Source organism: Sphaerospermopsis torques-reginae ITEP-024 (genome assembly GCF_019598945.1).
Lineage (GTDB): Bacteria > Cyanobacteriota > Cyanobacteriia > Cyanobacteriales > Nostocaceae > Sphaerospermopsis.
Map to the genome: position 1 here is coordinate 123,024 of NZ_CP080598.1, position 22,837 is coordinate 145,860.

Genomic DNA, 22,837 nt, shown 5'->3' on the forward strand with positions numbered 1-22,837 from the left:
AACATTATGTTTGAACCTTTTGAACCAACTGATTGAAAATAAGCAGTCAGTCCAGCATGGTTGCGCTAGTCTGGGGTGAAAACCGCAAATTACGCTGATATATATACTGAACTTGTGTAGCCAGTCCATGAAGGGTGGTTTCCCGAACCTTGGATGGGACGGTTTATTTTAAAGGTTGTTTTTAGTTGGTTCATGGATTGAACTGCTGTTACTCTGAATAATGTATGAGAATTAATACGTTAAGGAATTGGGGTGAACCGTAATTTATAAGTCGTATTTGCCGTCAAGATGGGATAATGGTGATTGGTGACTGGTGATTGGTGATTGGGGAAAGAATAAATAATGATGGTAAATCAGCAACAAGTAGGTCAACATAATTAAAAGTAAAATAGAAGTCTATAAAGTGGACATATACCTGACTTCTTAAAGAAGTCGGGTATATGGATATTACGTTTTTTCAGGTTGAGTTACTTAGCAAAAGTAAAATTTTTGAATTATCCAAAGTGAAAACTGACAGCATATTTTACCGACTTTTTCAAGAGTTTCCGAGTATATTTTTTGAGTTAATTGGCAACCAACCGCAAACCGCAGCGGCCTATAAATTCTCATCTGTGGAAATTAAGCAAACAGCTTTTCGCATAGATGGGGTTTTTCTACCAATAACAGATCAAGATGCACAAAACCCGATTTATTTTTTGGAAGTGCAGTTTCAAGACGACGAAAAAATTTATTACCGTCTATTCTCGGAAGTTTTTTTATACCTACGGCAATATCAACCTCAAAATTCTTGGAGGGGGGTTGTTATTTATCCCAGTCGCAGTTTAGATACAGCAGATACCCAACATTACAGTGAATTTTTCACCAGTCAGCGTGTCAGCCGAATTTATCTAGATGAACTGGGTGAAAGTGCATCTTTACCCATTGGTATTGCTACGATAAAATTAATTATCGAAGATGAAAACAAAGCAATTACCACAGGTAAAGAGTTAATCAACAGAACCAAGCAAGAAATCAATAATGACAAACAACAACAGTTGTTAGAATTATTAGAAACTATCTTGGTTTACAAGTTTCCTAGAATGAGTAGAAAGGAGATTGAAGCTATGTTTAGTCTAAGTGATTTGAAACAAACAAAGGTTTATCAAGAAGGACGTGAAGAAGGACGTGAAGAAGGAAGAGAAGAAGGAAGAGAAGAAGGGAGTTTGGAAGCAAAATTAGAAGCTGTTCCCAGATTATTAGCTTTAAAATTAACGGTGGAACAAATCGCCCAGGCTTTAAATTTAACAGTTGACACTGTACAAAAAATTGCTGAAGGGAATAGGGAATAGGGAATAGGGAATAGGGGCAACCACGGGGGGTTTGCCCCTACATTAATTCAAATCTGCAATTAATTTAATTACCCTTTCTTTCACCTCATCTCTGATACGCCGAAAAGTATCAATATTTTCACCTTGAGGATCATCTAATTGCCAATCTGCAAACACATTTCTTAATAACCATTCCTGGGGTAAATTTACCCCACAACCACATAAAGAAATCACTGCATCAAAATCTTCTGTGTGGAAATTATTTAACGCTTTAGAAGTTTGATTACTAATATCAATGCCTATTTCTGACATTACTTGTACAGTAATCGGATCAACTTCACTTGCTGCTAAACCAGAACTATAAACTTCTATTTTTCCTTCTCCTAAAACCTTAGCAAAACCTTCCGCCATTTGGGAACGACGGGAGTTATGTTTACAGATAAACATGATTTTTTTCATGATGCTAAGAAGTCAGTTTTCTGGATACTATAGCTGAATCTGGATGATTTGTAACTAGGAAGAATGAAAACAACGTGGATCTGGTAAAGTTGCTTTTTCCGGTTCTCTGGGAAACCATGCTGCTGTACGTTTACAAAATTCTACTAACATCAACATTACCGGAACTTCAATTAAAACCCCTACCACCGTTGCTAGTGCTGCACCAGAATTTAAACCAAATAACATGACTGCTGTGGCGATCGCAACTTCAAAATGATTACTAGCACCAATTAAAGCTGCTGGCGCTGCATCTTCATAGGATATATTTAATTTTAATGCTGCTACATAACTAATTAAAAAAATGAAATTAGTTTGGATAAACAAAGGAACAGCTATTAATAAAATATGCAAAGGATTTTTAACAATTAATTCTCCTTTGAAAGCAAATAGCAAAACTAAAGTAATTAATAAAGCTGAAATTGTCACAGGAGAAAGATATTTTAAAAATTGTCTTTCAAACCATTCTTTACCTTTATATTTAAAAATCCAATAACGGCTATACATTCCTGCTGCTAAAGGTAAACCAACATAAATTAACACCGATAAAACAATAGTTTGCCAAGGTACTGTTAAATCATTTGCTGCTAGTAACCATCGTCCCAAGGGAGCATATAAAAATAGCATAGTTAAAGAATTAACTGCTACCATAACTAATGTATGACCTTGATTACCATAGGAAAGATATCCCCACATTAAAACCATTGCGGTACAAGGCGCAATTCCTAATAAAATCGTACCAGCTATGTAGGAATTAGCTAAACTAATTTCACTACCTCTAATTATTTCTGTACCTGTAATTAATGGTTTAAATAACCAACCTAAAAAGAACTGAGAAAATACTACCATTGTGAATGGTTTAATTAACCAATTCATGACTAAAGTAAGAATTACAGGTTTTGGCGCACGCAGGGCATTTACAGCTTGGGTGAAGTCTATTTTCACCATGATGGGATACATCATAAAAAATAAACAAATAGCAATAGGAATAGAAACTTGATAAATACTAATAGCGTCCAGGGTGACAGCAATACCTGGAAATAAACGACCTAAACCAATTCCTACTAAGATACAAATAAACACCCAAACAGTGAGGTATTTTTCAAAAAAACTCAGATTGCTTTTAGCTTTAATTGGAGTTATATTTTCTCCGTGATGTAGATTCATATAGTCCTCCAAAACTTTAATAAATTCACAGCAAAATTACACACTCAAGGAACTTAAAATCTGTCACCTGTCAACTGTCACCTGTCACCTAAATTCTATTCTCCATCTCCACCTTTCCAAGCAATATTTTTACTAGGTTGGGGGTTAGGTAACTTCAAAGAAACTAAAGCTGCTGCTAAGACAAAAAACATGGATGTCCACAGACAACCGACCAAACCAAATAACTGATAAACTAAACCAGATAATACAGTACCAGCAAGACGACCACCGGAGTTAGCCATATAATAGAAACCAACGTTTAAGGCTACTTTATCATCATCAGTAAATGCCAAAACCAGGTAAGAATGAACTGCGGAATTAAAGGCAAATACCACACCAAATAAAAGTAGTCCGCTAATAATAACTATATTAGCAGGTAAATTGATTTGTAGAGCAAGGGCGATCGCACAAGGAACAGCAGTTAAAGTAAATGTCCAAAATTGAATAGTTTTAGATTCCGGTGGACGACCAGAACCGAATTTTTGTAATAAATTAGGTGCTAAAAATTGCACAATTCCATAGCCAATTACCCAACAAGCTAAAAACCCACCTACTTGATAAAAAGACCAACCTAAAACCTCACGTAAAAACACAGGTAAACCCACCACAAACCACACATCCCGCGAACCAAATAAAAAGAATCTAGCCGCAGATAAAATATTAATTTCCTGACTTTTAGAAAACAGTTGACTAAATTTAACTTTCTTTTTAATTTTGCCCATTCCCTTGGGTAATAATAAACCAGTGAACATAATTAAAAATAGTCCACCAGCCATAATTAACAAAGCATTGACAAAACCAAATACAGATAACAAAGCACTACCAACAAAAAAACCAACGCCTTTTAAAGCATTTTTAGAACCCGTTAAAACTGCCACCCATTTAAACAAAGAAGACTGGGCATCTTGGGGAACAACCAAACGGATGGCACTTTTAGAACTCATCTTAGTTAAATCTTTAGCAATACCTGAAAATGCCTGGGCTACCATCACATAAAAAACTGCAAACCATTGCACCCACTCAGGATTTAAAAAAGACAACATTACCAAAGAAAAAACCTGTAAACCTATACCACTATAAAGAGTAACTTTCAATCCAAATTGTGAACCTATCCAACCACCTAAAAAATTAGTAACAATTCCAAAAACCTCGTAAAACATAAATAAAAATGCAATTTGTAAAGGCGTATAACCGATTTTATTGAAGTACAATAAAACCAACATCCGCAAAGCACCATCAGTAACAGTAAACCCCCAATAAGCCAGGGTTACTAAAGCATAATCTCTTAAATTTCCACCCGAACCAGTAGTAGAAGCCATGATCAAAAATCCAATTTTTTCAAACTCTAATTCTCTCTGCGTGAGAAAAAATATTTAGGGTAGGAAACCCACCTTTTAAAAACCATTATTTCTGCAAACTTAAAGCCACTTTTTTAGCTAATTCCGCCATACGGTTAGCATAACCCCATTCATTGTCATACCAAGCCAAAATTTTCACCTGAGTTTCATCAACAACCATTGTAGAAAGGGCATCAATAATGGAAGAACGAGGATCATCTTTATAGTCAATTGATACTAAAGGACGTTCTTCATAACCCAAAAGTCCCTTTAATGGTTCTTGTTCCGAAGCGGCTTTTAATAAACCATTAATTTCTGCTATAGTTGTCGGTCTAACAACTTCAAAAACACAATCTGTTAAGGAAGCATTCAACAAAGGAACACGCACAGCTAAACCATTCAATTTACCATTTAATTCTGGATAAATTAAACCGATAGCTGTAGCTGAACCAGTAGATGTAGGAATTAATGAAAGATTTGTTGCCCTGGCACGACGCAAATCTTTATGAGGTGCATCAACTATAGTTTGAGTGTTAGTATTATCATGAATTGTGGTAATAATTCCATGCTTAATTCCTAAGCCTTCATGAATTACTTTTACTACTGGGGCTAAACAGTTGGTAGTACAAGAAGCTGCTGTTAATAAATGATGTTCTTCAGGTTTATATAAATAATCATTTACCCCCATGACAATATTTAACGCCTCTGCTTTTACTGGTGCGGCAACAATTACTTTTTGTACACCCCTATTAAAATAAGGGTTAAGAGTTTCTGGAGTTCTAAACTTTCCTGAACATTCCAAAACAATATCAACTCCAAATTCTTCCCAAGGAACTTCACCAGGTTGGGAATATTCGCTAAAAGTTAAGGGTTTACTATCAATAACTACTCGGTTTTCTCCAGCTTCAACTTCTTTTTCCCAGCGTCCATGTACGGAATCAAATTTGAGTAAATGCGCTGCTGTTACTGCACCACCTTTAAGTTCATTTATATGTACAAATTCTATTTCTTTCCAATCCCAAGCAGCACGAACTGCTAAACGTCCCATGCGTCCAAAACCATTAATTCCTACACGAATTGTCATGTTAAAATTCCTTTTGTTTACGCAATAATTCCCCAAGGGTTAAATCAAATTGTGATTTACCTGCAAATACTGTTCCGGCTTTACCGTTATGTAAATGCACATAGTCAATTTTGTAAGCTTCCTCTGATAAGGGTACAGAACCTACAGAATTAACTATTTTTGGTGCTTTTTGTAAATAGAAATCTACAAATTTATAAATCTCTCCTCGGTTTTGACTAGACCACAAATTCACATATATAAATAAAGGTCGAGATAGTGGTTGATATTTGGATTTTGCTACTGTTTCTTGTGATGGTAAAATTGCCCCTTTACCGTTATTAACAGCTACGACTTTTAATTTGTCTTGGTTTTTTTCATAGTATGCGTAACCAAAATAACCCAAGGCGTTGGGATCTTTATTGATGCTTTCTACTAAAACATCGTCGTCTTCGCTTGCTGTGTAGTCATTGCGACTGGCTTTTTCTTGACCTACTATGGCTTCTGTGAAGTAGTCAAATGTACCAGATTTTTTACCAGCACCGTATAAATTCAGAGGACGATCTGGCCAAGAACTACGTATTTGATTCCATTTGGTAATTTTTCCTTCAGCCGCAGGTTGCCATATTTTTTTCAGTTCTGCTACTGTAATATCTTTTACCCAATCATTTTGCGGATGTACGGCAATGGTTAAAGCATCAAAGGCAATCGGTAATTCTATGTATTTGATGCCATTCTTATTACACATTGCCATCTCCGCTTGAGAAATTGGTCGAGAGGCATTATTTATATCTGTTTTCCCATCACAGAATTTTTCAAACCCTCCCCCAGTACCGGAAATGTTTACTTGTACTTGGCTGTTGTTTTTGGTGTTGGCTATAAATTCTTTGGCGATCGCCTGGGTAATGGGATATACTGTACTTGAACCATCAATTTTGATGATTGATACAGTCCCGGAAGTAGCGGCTGTTGCGGTTTGTGGTGACTGCTGAATATTGCTGGAACTGTCAGATGTACTGGTACAACTGCTGGCTAATGCTAACATTCCCACCGCTAGGACTAATCTTTGTGCCGTTGTTTTCACTGACTTTACCTGTCTGCTTGATAATATATCTTTGTATTCATCATTTCAAAAAAAATTGATATGTCAAGTACCAAGATAGCATAATACACAAAAATTAATCAAAAAAAATTGATGGATTGGGTACTGAAAACTGGGAAGAGGTTTTACCAGTTTTGCTTACTCACAACAAGAACGACGGGGAGAAAGTACAGAATGACGGTGAATATCGGCTAAATACTGTTCTAATAGCTGGAATTGGGGTAAGTTGAGACTATAATAAATCCAGCGTCCTTCTTGACGGGAATTAACGAGATTTGCTTCTTTAAGGTTTTTCAGGTGAAAGGATAGTTTTGATTGACTTATTTCTAAAGCATCGCATAGATCACAGACACAGAGTTCACGCTGACGCAGTAATTCTATGACTTTAATTCTAATGGGGTCAGAAAGGGCGTGAAAGCCGTCAATTATTAAGTGTGGGGGTGTGGTTGTGGGGGTGATCATTAATTCGTAATAATATCAGGGGGCAAGTTTATTAATATTGTATTATAGCTTTTCTATCTGAATTAGGATGTCCGGGATTTTAGGATTAACAGGATAGAAAACGCAGATGAACGCAGATAAACGCAGATTGTTTTTGTCAGAATCAGGATGTCCAGGATTTTAGGATTTACAGGATGTTATTGATTAATTTCTAGTGTTCCTTTGCGTCTTTGCGTATTTGTGTGAAACCAAATATTAAATTTTGTCTGAATCAGGATGTCCAGGATTTGAGGATTTTCAGGATTTTTGTAATGTCTATTTTCTTAAATTATTTGATAAATTGGTTATTGATATTCTGAAAATCTAATCTTTAATGATCTGCTTTTATTAAGATTCACTACATGACATTCTATTCATTTATAATTAATCATCATAAATTTTGATTCAGACAATTAAAATCTGAACAATAACAAATAACTCCCCATCCTGTAAATCCTTAAATCCTGGATATCCTGATTCAGACAATTAAAATCTGAACAACAACAAATAAACCCCTATCCTGGAAATCCTTAAATCCTGGATATCCTGATTCAGACAATTAAAATTATCTGCATTTACCAATTATCAATTTCTACTTTCATGTTAAAATTAATTCAATGTATATTCTGGAGTTATTATGGAAAGCACTCAAGCAGTGATCAACCCCACTACTCCCACAAATCAAGATATTCATACACCTAAATTTACATTACCCGATCATACACAACTACCTGATTCAGACGGAAATTTCGTGAAAAATTTTCAGGAACATCCCCAAAGTATTGTTTTAACCAGTTCCATTGAACCAATTTTACAAAAAATACATCCTGATGGTAACTATTGTATTGGTCAGGATAGCGGTATTTATTGGCGGTTAACAGATCCACCAGAAAAAGGTGCAGAAGCGCCAGATTGGTTTTATGTCCCTAATGTACCACCAAAACTAAATGGAGATTATCGTCGGTCTTATGTGTTATGGAAGGAATTTGTAGCGCCATTAATTGCTATTGAGTTTGTGTCAGGAAATGGGGAAGAAGAAAGAGATAAAACCCCTCCCAGTGCAACGGAAAAAGCTGGGAAATTTTGGGTTTATGAACAAGCAATTCGTATTCCTTTTTACGCAATTTTTGAAGCGAGAAAAGCGTTACTAGAAGTTTATCGTTTAGTAGATGGCAGTTATCAAAAAATCCAACCTAATGAAAGAGGACATTTTCCAATTTCTCCTATGGGTGTGGAATTAGGTTTAATAGAAGATGACGGTGTACCTTGGGTACGTTGGTGGGATGATGGGGGGAATTTGTTGTTAACTGGTGATGAAAGAGCTATTGTTGAAAAACAAGCCCGTTTAGAAGCGGAAGAAATTGCCCAACAAGCAAAATTAGCACAACAACAAGCGGAAGAAATTGCCCAACAAGAACGACAACAAAAGGAGAAGTTAGCAGCGTATTTAAGGTCTTTGGGTGTTAATCCTGATGATATTTAAAAGGTGAGTTTAAACATTAACAGGACTTACGCAAAATATCTCTAAAACCCTCTTTCCTTTGTGTCCTTCGTGTCTTCGTGGTTCATTCTTTTGTGACTTGTGCGTGCGTAAGTCCTAATTAACAAGGGGTAGGCACGGGGGCGCTACCCCTACGTTGATTATACAGAAACTACCGCTTCTTGTTGATAAGAAATTCCTGCTTCTTTGAATCTTTGTAAAGCTTCACCCAAGCGATCGCATTCTGCAATTAAACTAATTCTCACATATCCTTCACCACCTGGACCAAAAGCATTTCCAGGAGTCACAACTACGCCGGTTTTTTGCAGTACATCTAAAGCAAAATCTGTAGAACCCATTCCCACAGGACATTTTACCCACAGATACATAGTTGCTTTGGTTTTAGGAATATTCCAACCCAATTTTCCTAAACCATCTATCAAGAAATCTCGACGGGTGCGGTAACGAGTTTGCACTTCTTGTAAATAGGTATCTGGTAATTCTAAAGCGGTTTCTGCTGCTGTTTGTAAGGCGGAAAAAATGCCATAATCTAAGTTAGTTTTTAAGGTTCTTAAACCTTGAATTACATGACGATTTCCCACGACAAAACCAACCCGCCAACCTGCCATGTTATAGGTTTTTGATAAAGTGTGAAACTCTACACCAATATCTTTTGCACCAGGAATTTCTAATAAACTTGTAGGTTGATAACCATCAAAAGCTAATTCTGCATAACATAAATCATGAACTAAGAGAATTTCATACTTTTTAGCAAAAGCAACAATTTCTTCAAAAAATTCACGGGGTGCGGTTGCTGCGGTGGGATTACTGGGATAATTGAAATAAAGAATTTTCGCTTTTTGTGCTACTTCTTCAGGGATAGAACTTAAATCAATTAACCAATTATTTTCTTCCTTTAAAGTGATATTGTGAATTACACCACCGGCAATAATTGGACCACGAAAATGAACGGGATAAGATGGCGATGGTACTAATACAATATCACCAGGATTAATATAGGCGATAGCCAAATGTCCTAAACCTTCCTTAGAACCCAACAAAGGCAAAGCTTCACTATCAGGATCTAAAACCACATTGTAACGGCGATTGTACCATTTAGTAATTGCCTTGCGAAAATTAGCAGTACCTTCAAAGGGTGGATAACCATGATTAGCAGGATTTTGTAATGCTTTCATCGCTGCTTCTATCACCGGTTGAGGTGTTGCACCATCGGGGTTTCCCATTCCCAAATCAATCAAATCTAAACCTTGTTCTCTCGCTTTTGCTTTGAGTTCATCTAATCTAGCAAAAACATAAGGCGGTAATTTCTGTATTCTCTCTGCGGGAGTAATCCAACTTAAACTCATTTTTTAAACCTCGAAGTAGGTGACAGGTGACAGGTGACAGGTGACAGGTGACAGTAAGAAAGTAAAAGGTAAGAGTTTATTTTTACCAATTACCAATTACCAATTACCCATTTTTAATTTTTAATTTTTAACTTTTAATTGATGTGGTGCAGTGGTAGAAACCATTGCGGCCATCAATTGTTCTAAAGCTACAGGAAAAGGTAATCTGTGAATATCAGAGTTTGGTGCTAGGGAAATTTCTGCGGACGTTTGCAATTCAGTTAAAGTAATATTTCCTAATCCCAAATCTGCTAATGTTTTGGGTAATCCAATCTCTGCATAAAACTTTAATAATTGCTGTCTCGCTGCGTCTGCAAGTTGGTTACTTTGCAACATTTCTTCTAATCGCAATTGTACCAAAATTCCATAAGCTACTTTTTCGCCGTGAATGCTACCATGTCCGCAGATATGGGTTAAACCATTATGTACTGCGTGGGCGGCCACTGTGCGACATTGTGCGCCCCCTAAACCACCAATGACACCGGCTAATAATACGGTTGCATCTACAACTTCTCGCCATACTTCACTACCAGGAGATTGTAAAGCTGCGGCGGATTTTTGGAAGAGGATATCTCGTAAAACTCGCGCTTGTTGAACTGCGGCAATAATTAAAGTGTCTTGTAAATGTCCACTACTTACTGACGCTTCGTACCATTTGGCGATCGCATCTCCAATACCTGCTACTAATGTCCTTTGAGGTGCAGTTTGAATCAAATCATAATCCAAAATCAGCAAATCAGGACAACGGGATAAACCCACATCATACAAAAACGCCCCTGATTCAGAATATACATTAGATAAAGCCGTCCACGCTGCACAGGTAGCCGCCGATGTTGGAATTGTGACAACAGGTAAATTTAATTGATGGCCGACTAACTTAGCCGTATCTAAAGCCTTACCACCACCTACACCAATAATGATATCTGCTTTATGTTCCTTTGCAGCTTTGCGTAAAGCCTTTAAACTAGCTTCACAGCAATCTGCACCATAAGAACTAGCAACCGTATCTAAATTTTCAGCTTGGAAAATCGGCTGTAAACTTTCTTGAAAAATAGAGAGAGTGCGATCGCCAGCTATAATTAAGGGACGAGTTCCCAAACGGGCAATTTCCACCACGGCGGAAGGGAGTACACCCGCACCCCGAATGACTTTAGCCGGAGCAATAGTCAATGTCAATAATGTACTAGCGGTTTGAGTAGACAAGGCTGGAGTAAAAGATTGATTAGGTATCATAAATAATATGTCAAAACTTGATATTCTTCATACAATCAGACTAATGATTTTGGCTTCTGGTGGCGACATCCATAGAAACCTATTGCTAATAGGGGTGGTTGAGGAGTTGTCAAATCTTTACGCATTTGTTCAGGTAATTGCTGTATAATAATGAGCCGGAGGACTTCACTATCTTAATCTAAAATTAATCTTGATTGTATTGCAAGTCACAAAAAATTTGGGCATTGGGCATTGGGCATTGGGCATTGGGCATTGGGCATTGGGTTATTAGTCATCCAATTACCCATTACCAATTACCCATTACCAATCAGCATTTTAAGCTTTAGCTTCTGGCAGTTGGGCAAATTTATCCAAGTAAACTTCTACCGCCATTTCAGGATCTTGACGACTTGCTAGGGTTCGTTGTACCTTACCCAAGTAAACTGGTATAGATATTCCTAGTTCTGGGTGGATAATGGTACGGGCGCGAATTGTCAGTTGGTTGTTTCCGCCAGCACCTAAGCGCCCATAGGAATAAAGGTTACTGGCAGCTTGGCGTAAAGTTGCTTCTAATTCTTCTGGGGTAATTTCTGGTGTTGTGGCAATTACCGCCTGGTTAGAACCGTTATCATAAACTAGGGTGTATTTTACAGCACCGGGAATGACTGTCCGACTCAGAGGTACTAAAGACAGAGAAAATAAACCTGCGGTTAACACGATCATAAAGCCGGTTGTACCCACCAGCCGAAAGCGTAGACCCCATTTGAGGATAAAAGCCAAAATTGTCAGGACTGCAAATGCTATGGTAGCAATTCCTGACCATTGGGTGTATTGGAGAAAATCAGCTGTTGTAGGCATCAGTTTAGCTAAATGAGTATCTTATCAGATGTCCGTTTGCATAGTTATCATATCTATTTGGGTAGTAAACAGGAAAGAAGAAAAATTTATGATCTGTTTTGACGATGAGCAGTAGGATGAATGCAAGTGTTACAATCTAAGCAACCTAAAGTATCGGCGCTACTGTGGACTTTATCAGCCGCATACATCTATATACTTTTACTTTCACCACCAGGACAAATCTTACCCGGTGAACCTATTTGGGCTATCCAACCACAGACTTTACAAGAATTGTGGAATGAGTCTATCAATTTCTTTTTTATTTTACCCGTCCTCAATGCTGTGGGTATTCAGTCTCTGTTAGCGCCCAGTGTACATCCTTGGATAGAAGCACAATTTAACTTTGCAGAAGCGTGGATTTTGATGTTTTTGCCTTTGTTGCTGGCTGATCAACGTTCTCAGGGATGCCCTAAAGTGTTGATTTGGGGTTTAGCCATGTTTTTAACTAATACTTTTTTATGCCCTTACATGGCTGTACGTGCTGCCAAACCCCAAGAAGTGCCACAGGAAAAACCCAGTAAAGGTTTAATAGCCCGTGTTTTTGGTGTGATAGGAATCATTATTGGTGGTATAGCTTTGATTTGGGGTACAATCGCTAGACCTGAATTTGGCGATTTAACCGCTAGATACCAATATTTTATTGATGATTTGATTCATGATAGAGTAACAATTGCTTTTTGCGTTGATTTATTGCTATTCACTGTATTTCAAGCAGTTTTAATTGGAGAAATTGAACCTCCTGAAAGTGGTAAACGATGGTTAAGATTTATTCCCTTTTGGGGTTTAGCAGTTTGGCTGTTGATTTAAGGAAAATTTGCAATCAACATCTGGTAAAGATTTCTTTTTGGATTATTCATGGCGTAATTGATATTTATAAACCACTCCACACAGGGCAGCTAAAAATACCCAAAATAATGTACTTAACCGTAAATCAAATGTTGTGACATCGACTGTATTAAATATTATCCAACCGATAAAAGCAAGTAGATAACTGAAAAAAATGATTCTGTTTTCTGGTTCTAAATATTTTGATTTCCATAGAGTTTTACCAGCAGTAATTAAAATCCAAATTAGTAACCCACAAAATAACAAAGTGGTAATTACACCGGTTTCCGCTGATAACATTAAAAATAAGTTGTGAGGATGACCTAAATCTATCTGCATTTTGGTTTTATAAAGTCCGCTAAAACTGCGTAAACCCCAACCTGTAAAGGGATGTTGTTGTGTTAAATTCCAAGCAAATTCCCATTGAGTTTTTCGCATTAATGCTACTGGACGATCAGGGTACATTTGATCATTTAACCGCGCCCAGATAAAATAAGGAACGAAACGACGGAAAAATTGCGCGATCGCTCCTGGTGCAAAAGCAGCTAACAATATGCTAGTTATAATACTCAGAAACCCAGCGACAATCAACCGCCAACCTTGATATAAAGCATAAGCTAAACAGGTAATAATCGCTATTCCCCAAGCATTTCTAGAATTGGTTAAAATCAAAGCTAGGAAATTAGCAATTACTGTTATTGTTAAGAAAATAATAGGACGGTAATTAGTTGTGATTTTTTGTTGGAGTTTTTGTTGGAGTTTTTGTTGGATTTTTTGATAGTTTTCTAGCCATAAACCCAAACCTAAAATAAAAATTGTCACTAAATAAGCGCCTAAAGTATTGGCGTGCATGAACACAGAAGCCATGCGTCCGGGTGGATCTCCTCCAGGGGAAATTGTCAAATCTATTAACACCCAAAGAAATTGTATTTTAAAACTCCAACCTAAAAATAATTGTCCAAAACCGATAATTACCACAGGTAAAGAACCTATGATCATAATCCAAGCTATTCGCCGTAATTGAGTAGGTGTTTGAATTAAGGAAGTTAATCCGGCAAATACGAAAAAATAAGGTAATAAGTTGAATAAACCCAGGAAAGCCTCTAATTTATGAGAGGCAAACCCGGTAGTTATCAACAACAATAAACTTAAAATTGCAAATCCTTTGTGCAGGGGTTTTTGGCTAATGGTGCGGTATTTTTTCGCCCAAGTTATTAATGCTGCCAAACAAATAGTTACAGCCCCCAAAAATGGATTGACAGGGAAAACAAGCAACCCAAATTGAAGACTGTTCCACGCAGGTTGCAAACTAGAATCAGGATGATAAAAAGCCTTGTTCAAGCTAACTCCCAACATTCTGCACGGGTGAGACGAATTTGCGCGAGGGTGAAAATAGTAGGAATAATGCGACCATAGTTAGTGGCGATCGCTCTCCAACCTAAATCAGCAAAAAACCAAGCCCACATCATTGGTCCGACAACAGCAAAAACACTGCGAACTGCACTATATCGGGCTGCACTTACAGTCATTCCCCTTCGCGCCATTTGTGCTGTGACATAGCTTTGAAATTGTTTGCTGGCTACTTGTGTACCCGTAATTGCGGCTTCTTTGGCTACTTGATAGGTAGCTAAATGAATGGCAAATTGACGGGCAATGTGTTGAAGTACATAAGGCTGAATCACAGAAGTTACAGCCAAAGCACTACCACCTTTGAAAATTAATCCTAAAGGATCTTTTTGTAATGACAGAGGTAATGGTTTTTGCACATCTGATGATAATAACTGACGTTGTATTTTAGTGGCAATTTTTTGCTGTTCGTGTTTTGGCAATTTTTTCCACACCTTTCCTAAAAGATGCAAAAATACCTCTGCTTCTAAATCAACAGTTGCTAAATCCTCATAATAAGGAATTTTCAAATATTTACATACTTGAATTAATGCTTGTCGGTAAGTTACTTGATCAGTGCGCCCCCGTAATACCGTGATCCCATCAGCCGCTAAAAAGCGAAACCGGTCTTCTATTGCATTTAACCAAGCTTGACGATCTTGGCTTTGCACTTCGATGGGTTCAGGTGTGTGAACATAATCTAGGGGATTAAATTTGCGACTAAACAGAATAGCTGTTAAGTCTTGTAGTTCTTCTTCGGTGGCTAACTCTAGTACCGCCCTTAGTTCATCCAATTTCCCATCCTCCCTTCCGTGCTGCTGGTCTGTACCCTATTCTACTATTAGCTTTTAATAGTTATTGTCAAGGTTGAATTGTGAAATATGTCAAATTCTCATATTACTGATATTGCGGTTATTGGTGCGGGTATATCTGGTTTAGTTTGCGCCCAACGCTTACGTCAAGCTGGTTATGGGGTTTTAGTGGTGGAAAAATCTCGTGGTGTGGGGGGAAGAGTTGCTACTCGCCGTTTGCAGGGAACTTGGGCGGATCATGGTGCTTGTTATCTCAAACCCAAGGGTAAATTATTGAGTAATTTTGTGGAATTGTTGCAAAAACGGCAAGTTCTGAAAGTTTGGACAGATACGGTTTATGAATTTTCAACCGCAGAGGGTATATCTCAACCAGCAAACTTTAGTCCACGTTATGTTGCACCAGAGGGAATGAGCAGTATTGCTAAATTTCTCACTCCTGGTTTAGAGATTTTATTTAATCAGCGTGTGATCAAGATTAATCTTACCAAAGAAAATGCTTGGTGTCTTACTTTAGACAATAATGAACAATTAAAAGCCAAGGGTTTAATAGTTGCTATTCCTGCACCCCAAGCTGAGGATTTATTAGCGCCTTTGGGTAAAAATTTATTGGGTGCTGAATTTTTGGATAGTTTGCATTTTGTTGAGTTTTACCCTTGTATTAGTGTCATGGCGGGATTTTCCCCCAACTCTCAACCTTTACCCCATTGGAAAGCTTTAACTTTTAATGATCATGCTGATTTAGCATGGATTGGATTCGATAGTAGCAAGCGTCCCCAGTCACAACCACCGCATTTTGTGTTACAAAGTAGCGCCAAGTTCGCTCAACAACATCTAGAAACCCAAGATTTACAACCTGTTGCTAATGATATGTTGCAAACAGCAGCAGAAAATTTAGCACTTCCCTGGTTAGAAAATCCTCAATGGATGCAAGTACATCGGTGGCGTTATGCTTTTCCTCGTACTCCTTTAGATATACCTTGTTTATCTGCCAATACTCCTTTACCTTTAGTTTGTTGTGGTGATTGGTGTGGCGGAAATTTGGTAGAAGGAGCAATGGTTTCGGGATTAGCTGCTGCTGCTGAAATTGATCAGCAACTGCAACATCTATTTATGGAAGATGTGGACTTTTTAAGATTTTTTTAATATGTAAATTACACTTTAATTCTTCCCTCAGAATATAATTCTGGGGAAAGACAAACTAAGCCCACAGACGGGGGCATAATTAGGAGCAGCTTCATATAGAAATAATATCAGAGGTAATGTAAATCTTATTGTGAGTTTAACTTTACTTTCAGGTTAAGCATAATTAACAAAATTTTTTGTAAATAAAGGTAAATAAAATTGATCCCTAATAGTTTATGCTGCGTTTTGTGTAGTTTTTCACCAAAATAGCGTAAATATGAAATAATTATATTTGTATAGCTCTAACATCGGTAATTAAGCAGTAGCTGGATTCCTATTTGAAAATAACATTTTTAAATAGGTATAAATTACAACTAAATATCATGGACTTTTAATCCTCTGATATTTTGCCAAGATTAAATCTTGAATTGGGGGTGTCGGGTATGGTGTGGGAAAGGGTGATCACTGCTTATCATTACCGAATTGGTATTGAGATAAATGTTTTGTTGCACCAATCATTTATTTGCATGGAAAAGGAGATAAGAACAAATGAAAACCGTAGTTAAGTTAACACAGCAATCTGTTATTAGTGAAATTGAAAGTGTTTTGCATACATACCCCTACCAACCTTATCAACAGGTTTTTGCTATTCCTGATTTACGTCAAGAGCTAATTTCTTTTGTAATTGATCGTCTTCCGGGTGTTGATAGTCGAGTTTCTGAGAGTCAAATATTATTAGCTGAAAATCCCAAAGAGAGTTTTTTCAATCACAAGTTATCCCGTAATCCTTTAGAGCAAAAATTACATCTACAAAACTTGATTCACCAAGGGATTTTTTCAATCATGCAAGCAAAAGCAGAGTTTATTAGTCAACACCTTTGTGAAACAATTCAACCAGGTTTTCAACCTTCTAACTGGTTTGGTTGATTGCTGTTAATTCCTGGACAACTTTCGACTATCATCAGATCCCTGACTTTTTCAAGAAGTCTGGGATCTCACTAAATAGGGTTTATTGAAAAAGTCTTTCCCTGAAGATTAAGGATTTCAAGGAGTCAGGAGTTGGGAGTCAGAGGATGTCTAACAACTTTTTCCTGTTGCATAAAACACTTGTATATCCCCCTAAATCCGCCTTAAAAAGCAGGGCGTTTTCAAAGTCGGAAGTATTTTGTCATTTTACCATTTCATTTTGCCAAGATAAGCTAATTCAAAGGGATTTTCTATTTCTAATTCAGTAAAAACAATTGCTTCTATGCGAGATTGTACGTCTTGAGGTAAAGAAGCTAATTCTTTGATAAATTTTTTGGTGTATTCAACTTTCCACATTGTTATTTTTCAGTGATTTTAAATATTTGATAGCTTCATTTTTAGATATAATTTCATCAGTTTCTACTTCTTCCATCAGTTTTGCTAATCCATAGTTTTCTAATATTTCTTCTATTTGTTCAAATTCGGTGATAGGAATTTGTACAGCGATTGGTTTTTGATTTTGATCTAAAACATAGTTTTTATTGATTTGTAGCATTGATTTTACTCCTAAATCATTAGGTAGATTATAGCATATTATCAGAATCAGGATGTCCAGGATTTGAAAATTTACAGGATTTAATTGAGAGATTTTGAAAAATATGCAAAATATGATGTATAATGTGTTGTTGTATGATATAGTTATCTTTTTGTAATCTGTATGGAAACAATAACTATAAACTCTCATGTTGGACAAGATGGAATATTACATTTAGATATTCCTGTCAATATTAGTAATGCTGATTTAACAGTTACTATTATTGTTAAACCTAGTGATAATTCTCAATCGGAAAATAAACCTAAAGGAAAAGGTTGGCCTGCTAATTTTTTTGAAGAAACTTCAGGGTGTTTGAAAGATACTCCTCTAGTTATTGATTCTGAAGGTGTTTTTGATGATTTAGAGGATTTGAAATTATCATGAAATATTTGTTGGATCAGATTATTTAACAGAGATTACTTGATCACATCTTCTTCTACAAGTTCTGAGTCGAAAATTAACCACTGCTGAAAAAGTTCTTTAATCCATTTACTTACATCAGGATATTTATCATCAATCGCTTTTAATCTATTTCTCATATTTCTTTGATAATAACTTTGATATTCTAAATTTCTCACAGCGATAAAATTTAATGTATAAGTTAACATTCTTAACCTAGCTATAGCTAATTGTAAATTACTTCGTGAATAGTTAATTTGTTTTGAATTTCCTTTATATTCATTAAAAGGAGAAGATCTATTATCTTTAATAATTTTATTAAATTCTATAGTATCTAAATCTAATTCATAAAAAGCATCTATACGAATCTCATAATTAATCCAATTCCTTATTTCTGGTTCATTACCAAGTTCAAAAGATTTGATTCCAATATTCCAGTATCTATCAATTCCTTTACGATTTCTGAAATGACTAAAATTTTCAAAAAATCGTTTGAATTGCCTTTGATGTTCATCTGATGAGTTAGCAATACCGATGATATGAAGATTCTTTTTTTGATAATCTTTTTCTACACAATCTATAGAACGTGATACCCAAGTGGTAAAATTTAGTTGTGTTCTATTTAAACCTTGTATTAAGAAAAAATTAGCATAGTATGAAGTTACAAAACCCCAACTAAAATAACCTTGTTTAATCAAATTATCAGCAGCACAAATATTTAAGACTGCTTTAGATAAAAGTTTTTCAATGTCTGTCAATATGTAATTATTTACATTGGAAATAATAAATCCTTTTTCATAGTCTTCTTTGGATTTATCCAAATTAATCAAATAATCTTTAAAAGACTTTTTAGCATCGCTATTACAATTGCTAAAAGCAATAGCAATTTCCTCAAATGTTAATGACACCCTTTTAAATCTCCAAATTAATCTTTTAGTTAATCTCCAATCATCACTGCAAAATCTTCTCTCACTGCATTTTTTAATTTACTTACTATCATATCACCAACTTTCTCTTGTGCTTTAAAACCAGCACCACCAGGTAAATTATCTTTATCAAACTTAAAATCTTGAATTGATCGCAGAAGTTTAATAGTATTTTCAGTATTAAACATTTGATATTTCTGCATCACTAAATTAAAGACCTCATAAAATGCCGCCATTAGTCCGCCAAATCCCACTGTTTTTAATATGTATGATTTTGGATCATTCCATTGTTCCAAAAAAACTGCTTTGACAGAACGGAAATAAATTTCAAAAACCTTATATTGTTGTTCAAAACCTAAATTAGCTAGTTTTCCTGTTTTTGGTTCTACATAATCTCTAATTTGAGTAACAAATTCATTTAAAGATATGCCAAAACCAGCTTCTCCAGTTGTTCTAATTAATTCATACAAAGGACTTTCATCTGTTTCATTTAATCTAATAGCAATTTCTCTTGCTCGTCTTTCTGCTGTTACTCCTTCTCCATCAAAATCCTCAATTTCTCCTTCTAATAAATCCATTAAGTCTAAATAGAGAGATGTAGGAACACCTTTTTGAGTTTTGTTAATTGTGACAAATAATCTTGCTTGATCCTTAACAGATAATCCTAAAGTTGCAATTACCATTAATGGAAAATCAGGGTTTGCATCATAGCAACCATTAACTCTATGCTGTCCATCTATAATTAAACCGAGAGAATCTGTATCTTCTAAAACGAGTAAATTATTATTTTCGTGATAATCAAATTTGCCTTCATCAATATTCACTAAGATAGAATTAGGTATAATACCTTTTCCATTGATATAATTTTTAATTTCTTTTATTCTGGTTTTAGAAAAAGACCTTTGATACCCTAGTTTTTTATCATCAATTCTCCTGGAAACATCAAAGCGTTCATAAATCATTTTCGCATTAGCTATAAAAACAAGCATAGGTATCTCGTTTTGAAGAATTTTAAATGCAGGAATTTCAATTGTCATAAATAATAAAGTGCTAAATTTAATCGTGAATACTTATCTAAGTATAACATATATTCTGAGTAATTTACCTATAAAAAACCTTCTGCCCAATATCATAATCTGTAAGGTTATAAATTGTTATTTCTAACAAATTCCGTCCATTCGTAACTCCTGTAACATTTCCTTTACAATAAAATAAAGAAAACAAGATATTGCAGGAGAAAAGCTAAATCATGTTAGCAGAATATCAACAACATACCCAAGAACGCGCCCAAATGGGTATTCCCCCCTTACCATTAGATGCAAAACAAACATCAGAATTATGTGAATTGCTCAAAAATCCCCCCCAAGGACAAGAAGAGTTATTATTACATTTATTACGCGATCGCATACCCCCCGGGGTTGATCAAGCTGCTTATGTCAAAGCTGGTTTTCTCACTGCTATTGCGAAACAAGAAATTACCAGTCCCCTAGTTTCTCCCATCACCGCAGTAGAATTACTAGGTACAATGGTAGGCGGTTATAACGTCCAATCACTGATTGATTTACTCAGTTCCCCTGTAGCAGAAAACGCTGCCACCGCATTAAGCAAAATTCTCTTAGTTTATGATGCGTTTCACGATGTTTTAGAACTTGCTAAAACCAACAAATTCGCTAAAAAAGTGATAGACTCTTGGGCAGCAGCAGAATGGTTTACTGAACGTCCCACTTTACCCGAAGCTATTACCGTTACGGTTTTCAAAGTTCCTGGAGAAACCAACACCGACGACTTATCACCCGCAACCCACGCTACCACCCGTCCAGACATTCCTTTACACGCATTGGCAATGTTAGAAACCCGTCAAGCGGGAAGTTTACAAACCATTGCAGACTTGAAGAAAAAAGGACATCCTGTAGCTTACGTTGGGGATGTGGTGGGTACTGGTTCATCTCGTAAATCTGCAATCAATTCCGTATTATGGCACTTAGGTAATGATATACCCTGTGTACCTAACAAACGCGCCGGAGGTTATATTTTAGGTGGAGCGATCGCACCTATCTTTTTTAACACCGCCGAAGATGCAGGAGCATTACCCATACAATGCGATGTCACCCAAATGGAAACCGGTGACGTAATTACAATTTACCCCTACAAAGGTCAAATTACCAAAGCGGGAACAATTATTGCCACCTTCACCCTCAAACCTGACACCATTTTAGACGAAGTTCGCGCTGGTGGACGCATACCCCTATTAATTGGGCGTACCCTCACCGACAAAACCCGTCAAGCATTAGGTTTAGCACCCAGTGATTTATTTATCCGTCCTCAACAACCCCAGGACACCGGAAAAGGCTTCTCATTGGCGCAAAAAATGGTCGGGAAGGCGTGCGGATTGCCTGGTGTACGTCCGGGTACGTCTTGCGAACCAATCATGACTACAGTGGGTTCTCAGGACACTACCGGACCCATGACCAGAGATGAGTTAAAAGAACTCGCTTGTTTAGGTTTCAGTGCAGACTTAGTAATGCAGAGTTTCTGTCACACCGCAGCATATCCCAAACCAGTGGATATTAAAACCCATCAGGAACTACCCGACTTCATCTCCTCTCGTGGTGGCGTGGCTTTGCGTCCTGGTGATGGTATCATTCACTCCTGGTTAAACCGGATGTTGTTACCGGATACAGTGGGAACAGGGGGCGACTCCCATACGCGCTTTCCTTTGGGTATATCCTTTCCTGCGGGTTCAGGATTAGTTGCCTTTGCGGGTGCATTAGGTGTAATGCCTTTAGATATGCCAGAATCGGTATTAGTCCGTTTTAAAGGAGAATTGCAACCAGGAATAACCTTGAGAGATATTGTTAACGCCATTCCTTATGTTGCCATCCAAAAAGGATTATTAACCGTCGAGAAAAAGAACAAGAAAAATGTTTTTTCTGGACGAATTATGGAGATTGAAGGATTACCTAATTTAAAAGTAGAACAAGCATTTGAATTAACAGATGCTTCCGCAGAACGTTCTTGTGCTGGATGTACAATTAAGTTAAGTGAAGAAACCATTGCCGAATATTTGCGGTCAAATATTGCCCTATTAAAAAATATGGTAGCACGGGGTTATAGTGATGCCAGAACTATCATGAGAAGGGTAGCAAAAATGGAGGAATGGTTAGCCAATCCCGTGTTATTATCTGGTGATGCAGATGCGGAATATGCAGAAGTAATTGAGATTGATTTGAATGAGATCAAAGAACCAATTGTTGCTGCACCAAATGACCCCGATAATGTTAAGTTATTATCGCAAGTTGCTAATGATCCAGTACAGGAAGTTTTTGTTGGTTCTTGTATGACAAATATCGGACATTATCGGGCAACTGCCAAGGTTTTGGAAGGTGCAGGAGAGGTAAAAGCGCGGTTATGGATTGCACCTCCGACAAGAATGGATGAACACCAATTAAAGGTAGAGAAAGTGTATGATGTTTTCGTGAGTGCGAAAGCGAGAACAGAGATTCCTGGATGTAGTTTGTGTATGGGAAATCAGGCGAGAGTGGAAGATAATACAACAGTGTTTTCTACCTCAACTCGTAACTTTAATAATCGCATGGGAAATGGCGCACAAGTGTATTTAGGATCGGCGGAATTGGCGGCGGTTTGTGCGTTGTTGGGGCGTATTCCTAATGTGAAGGAATATATGGATATTGTGGGTGAGAAAATTAATCCTTTTGCTGATAATTTGTATCGCTATTTGAATTTTGATCAAATTGTTGGTTTTGAGGATGAGGGTCGGGTGATTAGTAAGGAGGATCAGGCGGCTTTGGTGTAATATAGGTTAG

The 22,837-nt window shown here is 36.8% G+C and carries 22 protein-coding genes; 7 read left to right on the plus strand and 15 right to left on the minus strand.

The window, feature by feature from the left end; genetic code table 11:
• The first annotated feature begins 503 nt into the window (after nt 1–503).
• The gene (locus K2F26_RS00370; RefSeq protein WP_220609919.1) at nt 504–1,328 is read left to right on the plus strand and encodes an Rpn family recombination-promoting nuclease/putative transposase; all 825 of its coding nucleotides are present in this window, start codon (nt 504–506) and stop codon (nt 1,326–1,328) included.
• A gap of 42 nt (nt 1,329–1,370) precedes the next feature.
• Here K2F26_RS00370 and arsC read toward each other — a convergent pair whose 3' ends face one another.
• The 6 genes from arsC to K2F26_RS00400 all read right to left on the minus strand — a co-directional run bounded on the left by arsC (nt 1,371) and on the right by K2F26_RS00400 (nt 6,969).
• Nucleotides 1,371–1,766 carry an arsenate reductase, glutathione/glutaredoxin type gene (gene arsC / locus K2F26_RS00375; RefSeq protein ID WP_220609920.1) on the minus strand — a complete coding sequence of 132 codons (396 nt, stop codon included), beginning with the start codon at nt 1,764–1,766 and terminating at the stop codon, nt 1,371–1,373.
• A 54-nt stretch (nt 1,767–1,820) separates the two neighbouring features.
• On the minus strand, nt 1,821–2,969 hold the full coding sequence (gene arsB / locus K2F26_RS00380; protein WP_220609921.1) for an ACR3 family arsenite efflux transporter: 1,149 nt from the start codon (nt 2,967–2,969) through the stop codon (nt 1,821–1,823).
• Nucleotides 2,970–3,064: 95 nt separating this feature from the next.
• Nucleotides 3,065–4,327, minus strand: coding sequence for an organoarsenical effux MFS transporter ArsJ (gene arsJ / locus K2F26_RS00385; RefSeq protein ID WP_220609922.1), 1,263 nt, complete (start codon nt 4,325–4,327; stop codon nt 3,065–3,067).
• Between the two features lie 85 nt (nt 4,328–4,412).
• Nucleotides 4,413–5,429, minus strand: coding sequence for an ArsJ-associated glyceraldehyde-3-phosphate dehydrogenase (locus tag K2F26_RS00390; protein ID WP_220609923.1), 1,017 nt, complete (start codon nt 5,427–5,429; stop codon nt 4,413–4,415).
• 1 nt (nt 5,430) lies between these two features.
• Nucleotides 5,431–6,450, minus strand: a complete 1,020-nt coding sequence (locus K2F26_RS00395) for a PstS family phosphate ABC transporter substrate-binding protein (RefSeq protein WP_437441065.1) — start codon at nt 6,448–6,450, stop codon at nt 5,431–5,433.
• A gap of 195 nt (nt 6,451–6,645) precedes the next feature.
• Nucleotides 6,646–6,969 carry an ArsR/SmtB family transcription factor gene (locus K2F26_RS00400; RefSeq protein ID WP_220609925.1) on the minus strand — a complete coding sequence of 108 codons (324 nt, stop codon included), beginning with the start codon at nt 6,967–6,969 and terminating at the stop codon, nt 6,646–6,648.
• A 655-nt stretch (nt 6,970–7,624) separates the two neighbouring features.
• On the opposite strand from K2F26_RS00400, the gene K2F26_RS00405 reads away from it, so the two are divergent.
• Nucleotides 7,625–8,470, plus strand: a complete 846-nt coding sequence (locus tag K2F26_RS00405) for a Uma2 family endonuclease (RefSeq protein WP_194056091.1) — start codon at nt 7,625–7,627, stop codon at nt 8,468–8,470.
• 158 nt (nt 8,471–8,628) lie between these two features.
• On the opposite strand, the gene K2F26_RS00410 is transcribed toward K2F26_RS00405, so the two are convergent.
• The 3 genes from K2F26_RS00410 to K2F26_RS00420 form a co-directional block, all read right to left on the minus strand.
• On the minus strand, nt 8,629–9,834 hold the full coding sequence (locus K2F26_RS00410) for an aspartate aminotransferase (protein ID WP_220609926.1): 1,206 nt from the start codon (nt 9,832–9,834) through the stop codon (nt 8,629–8,631).
• Between the two features lie 120 nt (nt 9,835–9,954).
• On the minus strand, nt 9,955–11,103 hold the full coding sequence (locus tag K2F26_RS00415) for an iron-containing alcohol dehydrogenase family protein (protein ID WP_220611719.1): 1,149 nt from the start codon (nt 11,101–11,103) through the stop codon (nt 9,955–9,957).
• 318 nt (nt 11,104–11,421) lie between these two features.
• Nucleotides 11,422–11,943: a Ycf51 family protein gene (locus K2F26_RS00420; protein WP_220609927.1), complete on the minus strand. Its 522-nt coding sequence runs from the start codon at nt 11,941–11,943 to the stop codon at nt 11,422–11,424.
• Between the two features lie 120 nt (nt 11,944–12,063).
• Here K2F26_RS00420 and K2F26_RS00425 point away from each other — a divergent pair, with 120 nt between their 5' ends.
• Nucleotides 12,064–12,789 (plus strand): hypothetical protein, encoded by a 726-nt coding sequence (locus K2F26_RS00425; RefSeq protein WP_220609928.1) that lies wholly within the window; start codon nt 12,064–12,066, stop codon nt 12,787–12,789.
• A gap of 42 nt (nt 12,790–12,831) precedes the next feature.
• On the opposite strand, the gene K2F26_RS00430 is transcribed toward K2F26_RS00425, so the two are convergent.
• Both K2F26_RS00430 and K2F26_RS00435 read right to left on the minus strand, forming a co-directional pair.
• Nucleotides 12,832–14,163, minus strand: coding sequence for an O-antigen ligase family protein (locus tag K2F26_RS00430; protein WP_220609929.1), 1,332 nt, complete (start codon nt 14,161–14,163; stop codon nt 12,832–12,834).
• A complete protein-coding gene (locus K2F26_RS00435; protein ID WP_220609930.1) occupies nt 14,145–14,987 on the minus strand; it encodes a YaaW family protein in 843 nt (280 codons plus the stop codon). The genes K2F26_RS00430 and K2F26_RS00435 overlap by 19 nt, the downstream gene beginning before the upstream one ends.
• Nucleotides 14,988–15,089: 102 nt before the next feature.
• Between K2F26_RS00435 and K2F26_RS00440 the strand changes: the two genes are divergently transcribed.
• Together K2F26_RS00440 and K2F26_RS00445 are read left to right on the plus strand one after the other, a co-directional pair.
• The gene (locus K2F26_RS00440) at nt 15,090–16,148 is read left to right on the plus strand and encodes an NAD(P)/FAD-dependent oxidoreductase (RefSeq protein ID WP_220611720.1); all 1,059 of its coding nucleotides are present in this window, start codon (nt 15,090–15,092) and stop codon (nt 16,146–16,148) included.
• A gap of 528 nt (nt 16,149–16,676) precedes the next feature.
• Nucleotides 16,677–17,054, plus strand: coding sequence for a hypothetical protein (locus K2F26_RS00445; RefSeq protein WP_220609931.1), 378 nt, complete (start codon nt 16,677–16,679; stop codon nt 17,052–17,054).
• A 246-nt stretch (nt 17,055–17,300) separates the two neighbouring features.
• Here the strand turns inward: K2F26_RS00445 and K2F26_RS00450 are convergent, their stop codons facing one another.
• Entirely contained in the window at nt 17,301–17,450 is a 150-nt protein-coding gene (locus K2F26_RS00450) for a type II toxin-antitoxin system RelE family toxin (RefSeq protein WP_246605482.1), read from the minus strand.
• A complete protein-coding gene (locus K2F26_RS00455) occupies nt 17,437–17,649 on the minus strand; it encodes a RelB antitoxin-like protein (RefSeq protein WP_220609932.1) in 213 nt (70 codons plus the stop codon). Before K2F26_RS00455 ends, K2F26_RS00450 begins: the two co-directional genes overlap by 14 nt.
• A 162-nt stretch (nt 17,650–17,811) precedes the next feature.
• On the opposite strand from K2F26_RS00455, the gene K2F26_RS00460 reads away from it, so the two are divergent.
• Nucleotides 17,812–18,072, plus strand: coding sequence for a hypothetical protein (locus K2F26_RS00460; protein ID WP_220609933.1), 261 nt, complete (start codon nt 17,812–17,814; stop codon nt 18,070–18,072).
• Between the two features lie 32 nt (nt 18,073–18,104).
• Here K2F26_RS00460 and K2F26_RS00465 read toward each other — a convergent pair whose 3' ends face one another.
• Together K2F26_RS00465 and K2F26_RS00470 are read right to left on the minus strand one after the other, a co-directional pair.
• Nucleotides 18,105–18,995, minus strand: coding sequence for a hypothetical protein (locus K2F26_RS00465; RefSeq protein WP_220609934.1), 891 nt, complete (start codon nt 18,993–18,995; stop codon nt 18,105–18,107).
• A 29-nt stretch (nt 18,996–19,024) separates the two neighbouring features.
• Complete coding sequence (locus tag K2F26_RS00470) at nt 19,025–20,050, minus strand: DGQHR domain-containing protein (RefSeq protein WP_220609935.1); 1,026 nt, start codon at nt 20,048–20,050, stop codon at nt 19,025–19,027.
• Between the two features lie 212 nt (nt 20,051–20,262).
• Here K2F26_RS00470 and acnB point away from each other — a divergent pair, with 212 nt between their 5' ends.
• Nucleotides 20,263–22,827, plus strand: a complete 2,565-nt coding sequence (gene acnB, locus K2F26_RS00475; protein WP_220609936.1) for a bifunctional aconitate hydratase 2/2-methylisocitrate dehydratase — start codon at nt 20,263–20,265, stop codon at nt 22,825–22,827.
• The last annotated feature ends 10 nt before the right edge of the window (nt 22,828–22,837 follow it).

What these genes read in the sequence shown, in the direction of transcription:
- arsC (WP_220609920.1), bottom strand. Translation starts at nt 1,766, where the DNA reads ATGAAAAAAATCATGTTTATCTGTAAACATAACTCCCGTCGTTCCCAA.
- arsB (WP_220609921.1), bottom strand. Translation starts at nt 2,969, where the DNA reads ATGAATCTACATCACGGAGAAAATATAACTCCAATTAAAGCTAAAAGC.
- arsJ (WP_220609922.1), bottom strand. Translation starts at nt 4,327, where the DNA reads ATGGCTTCTACTACTGGTTCGGGTGGAAATTTAAGAGATTATGCTTTA.
- K2F26_RS00390 (WP_220609923.1), bottom strand. Translation starts at nt 5,429, where the DNA reads ATGACAATTCGTGTAGGAATTAATGGTTTTGGACGCATGGGACGTTTA.
- K2F26_RS00395 (WP_437441065.1), bottom strand. Translation starts at nt 6,450, where the DNA reads ATGTTAGCATTAGCCAGCAGTTGTACCAGTACATCTGACAGTTCCAGC.
- K2F26_RS00400 (WP_220609925.1), bottom strand. Translation starts at nt 6,969, where the DNA reads ATGATCACCCCCACAACCACACCCCCACACTTAATAATTGACGGCTTT.
- K2F26_RS00405 (WP_194056091.1), top strand. Translation starts at nt 7,625, where the DNA reads ATGGAAAGCACTCAAGCAGTGATCAACCCCACTACTCCCACAAATCAA.
- K2F26_RS00410 (WP_220609926.1), bottom strand. Translation starts at nt 9,834, where the DNA reads ATGAGTTTAAGTTGGATTACTCCCGCAGAGAGAATACAGAAATTACCG.
- K2F26_RS00420 (WP_220609927.1), bottom strand. Translation starts at nt 11,943, where the DNA reads ATGCCTACAACAGCTGATTTTCTCCAATACACCCAATGGTCAGGAATT.
- K2F26_RS00425 (WP_220609928.1), top strand. Translation starts at nt 12,064, where the DNA reads ATGCAAGTGTTACAATCTAAGCAACCTAAAGTATCGGCGCTACTGTGG.
- K2F26_RS00430 (WP_220609929.1), bottom strand. Translation starts at nt 14,163, where the DNA reads ATGTTGGGAGTTAGCTTGAACAAGGCTTTTTATCATCCTGATTCTAGT.
- K2F26_RS00445 (WP_220609931.1), top strand. Translation starts at nt 16,677, where the DNA reads ATGAAAACCGTAGTTAAGTTAACACAGCAATCTGTTATTAGTGAAATT.
- K2F26_RS00450 (WP_246605482.1), bottom strand. Translation starts at nt 17,450, where the DNA reads ATGTGGAAAGTTGAATACACCAAAAAATTTATCAAAGAATTAGCTTCT.
- K2F26_RS00455 (WP_220609932.1), bottom strand. Translation starts at nt 17,649, where the DNA reads ATGCTACAAATCAATAAAAACTATGTTTTAGATCAAAATCAAAAACCA.
- K2F26_RS00460 (WP_220609933.1), top strand. Translation starts at nt 17,812, where the DNA reads ATGGAAACAATAACTATAAACTCTCATGTTGGACAAGATGGAATATTA.
- K2F26_RS00470 (WP_220609935.1), bottom strand. Translation starts at nt 20,050, where the DNA reads ATGACAATTGAAATTCCTGCATTTAAAATTCTTCAAAACGAGATACCT.
- acnB (WP_220609936.1), top strand. Translation starts at nt 20,263, where the DNA reads ATGTTAGCAGAATATCAACAACATACCCAAGAACGCGCCCAAATGGGT.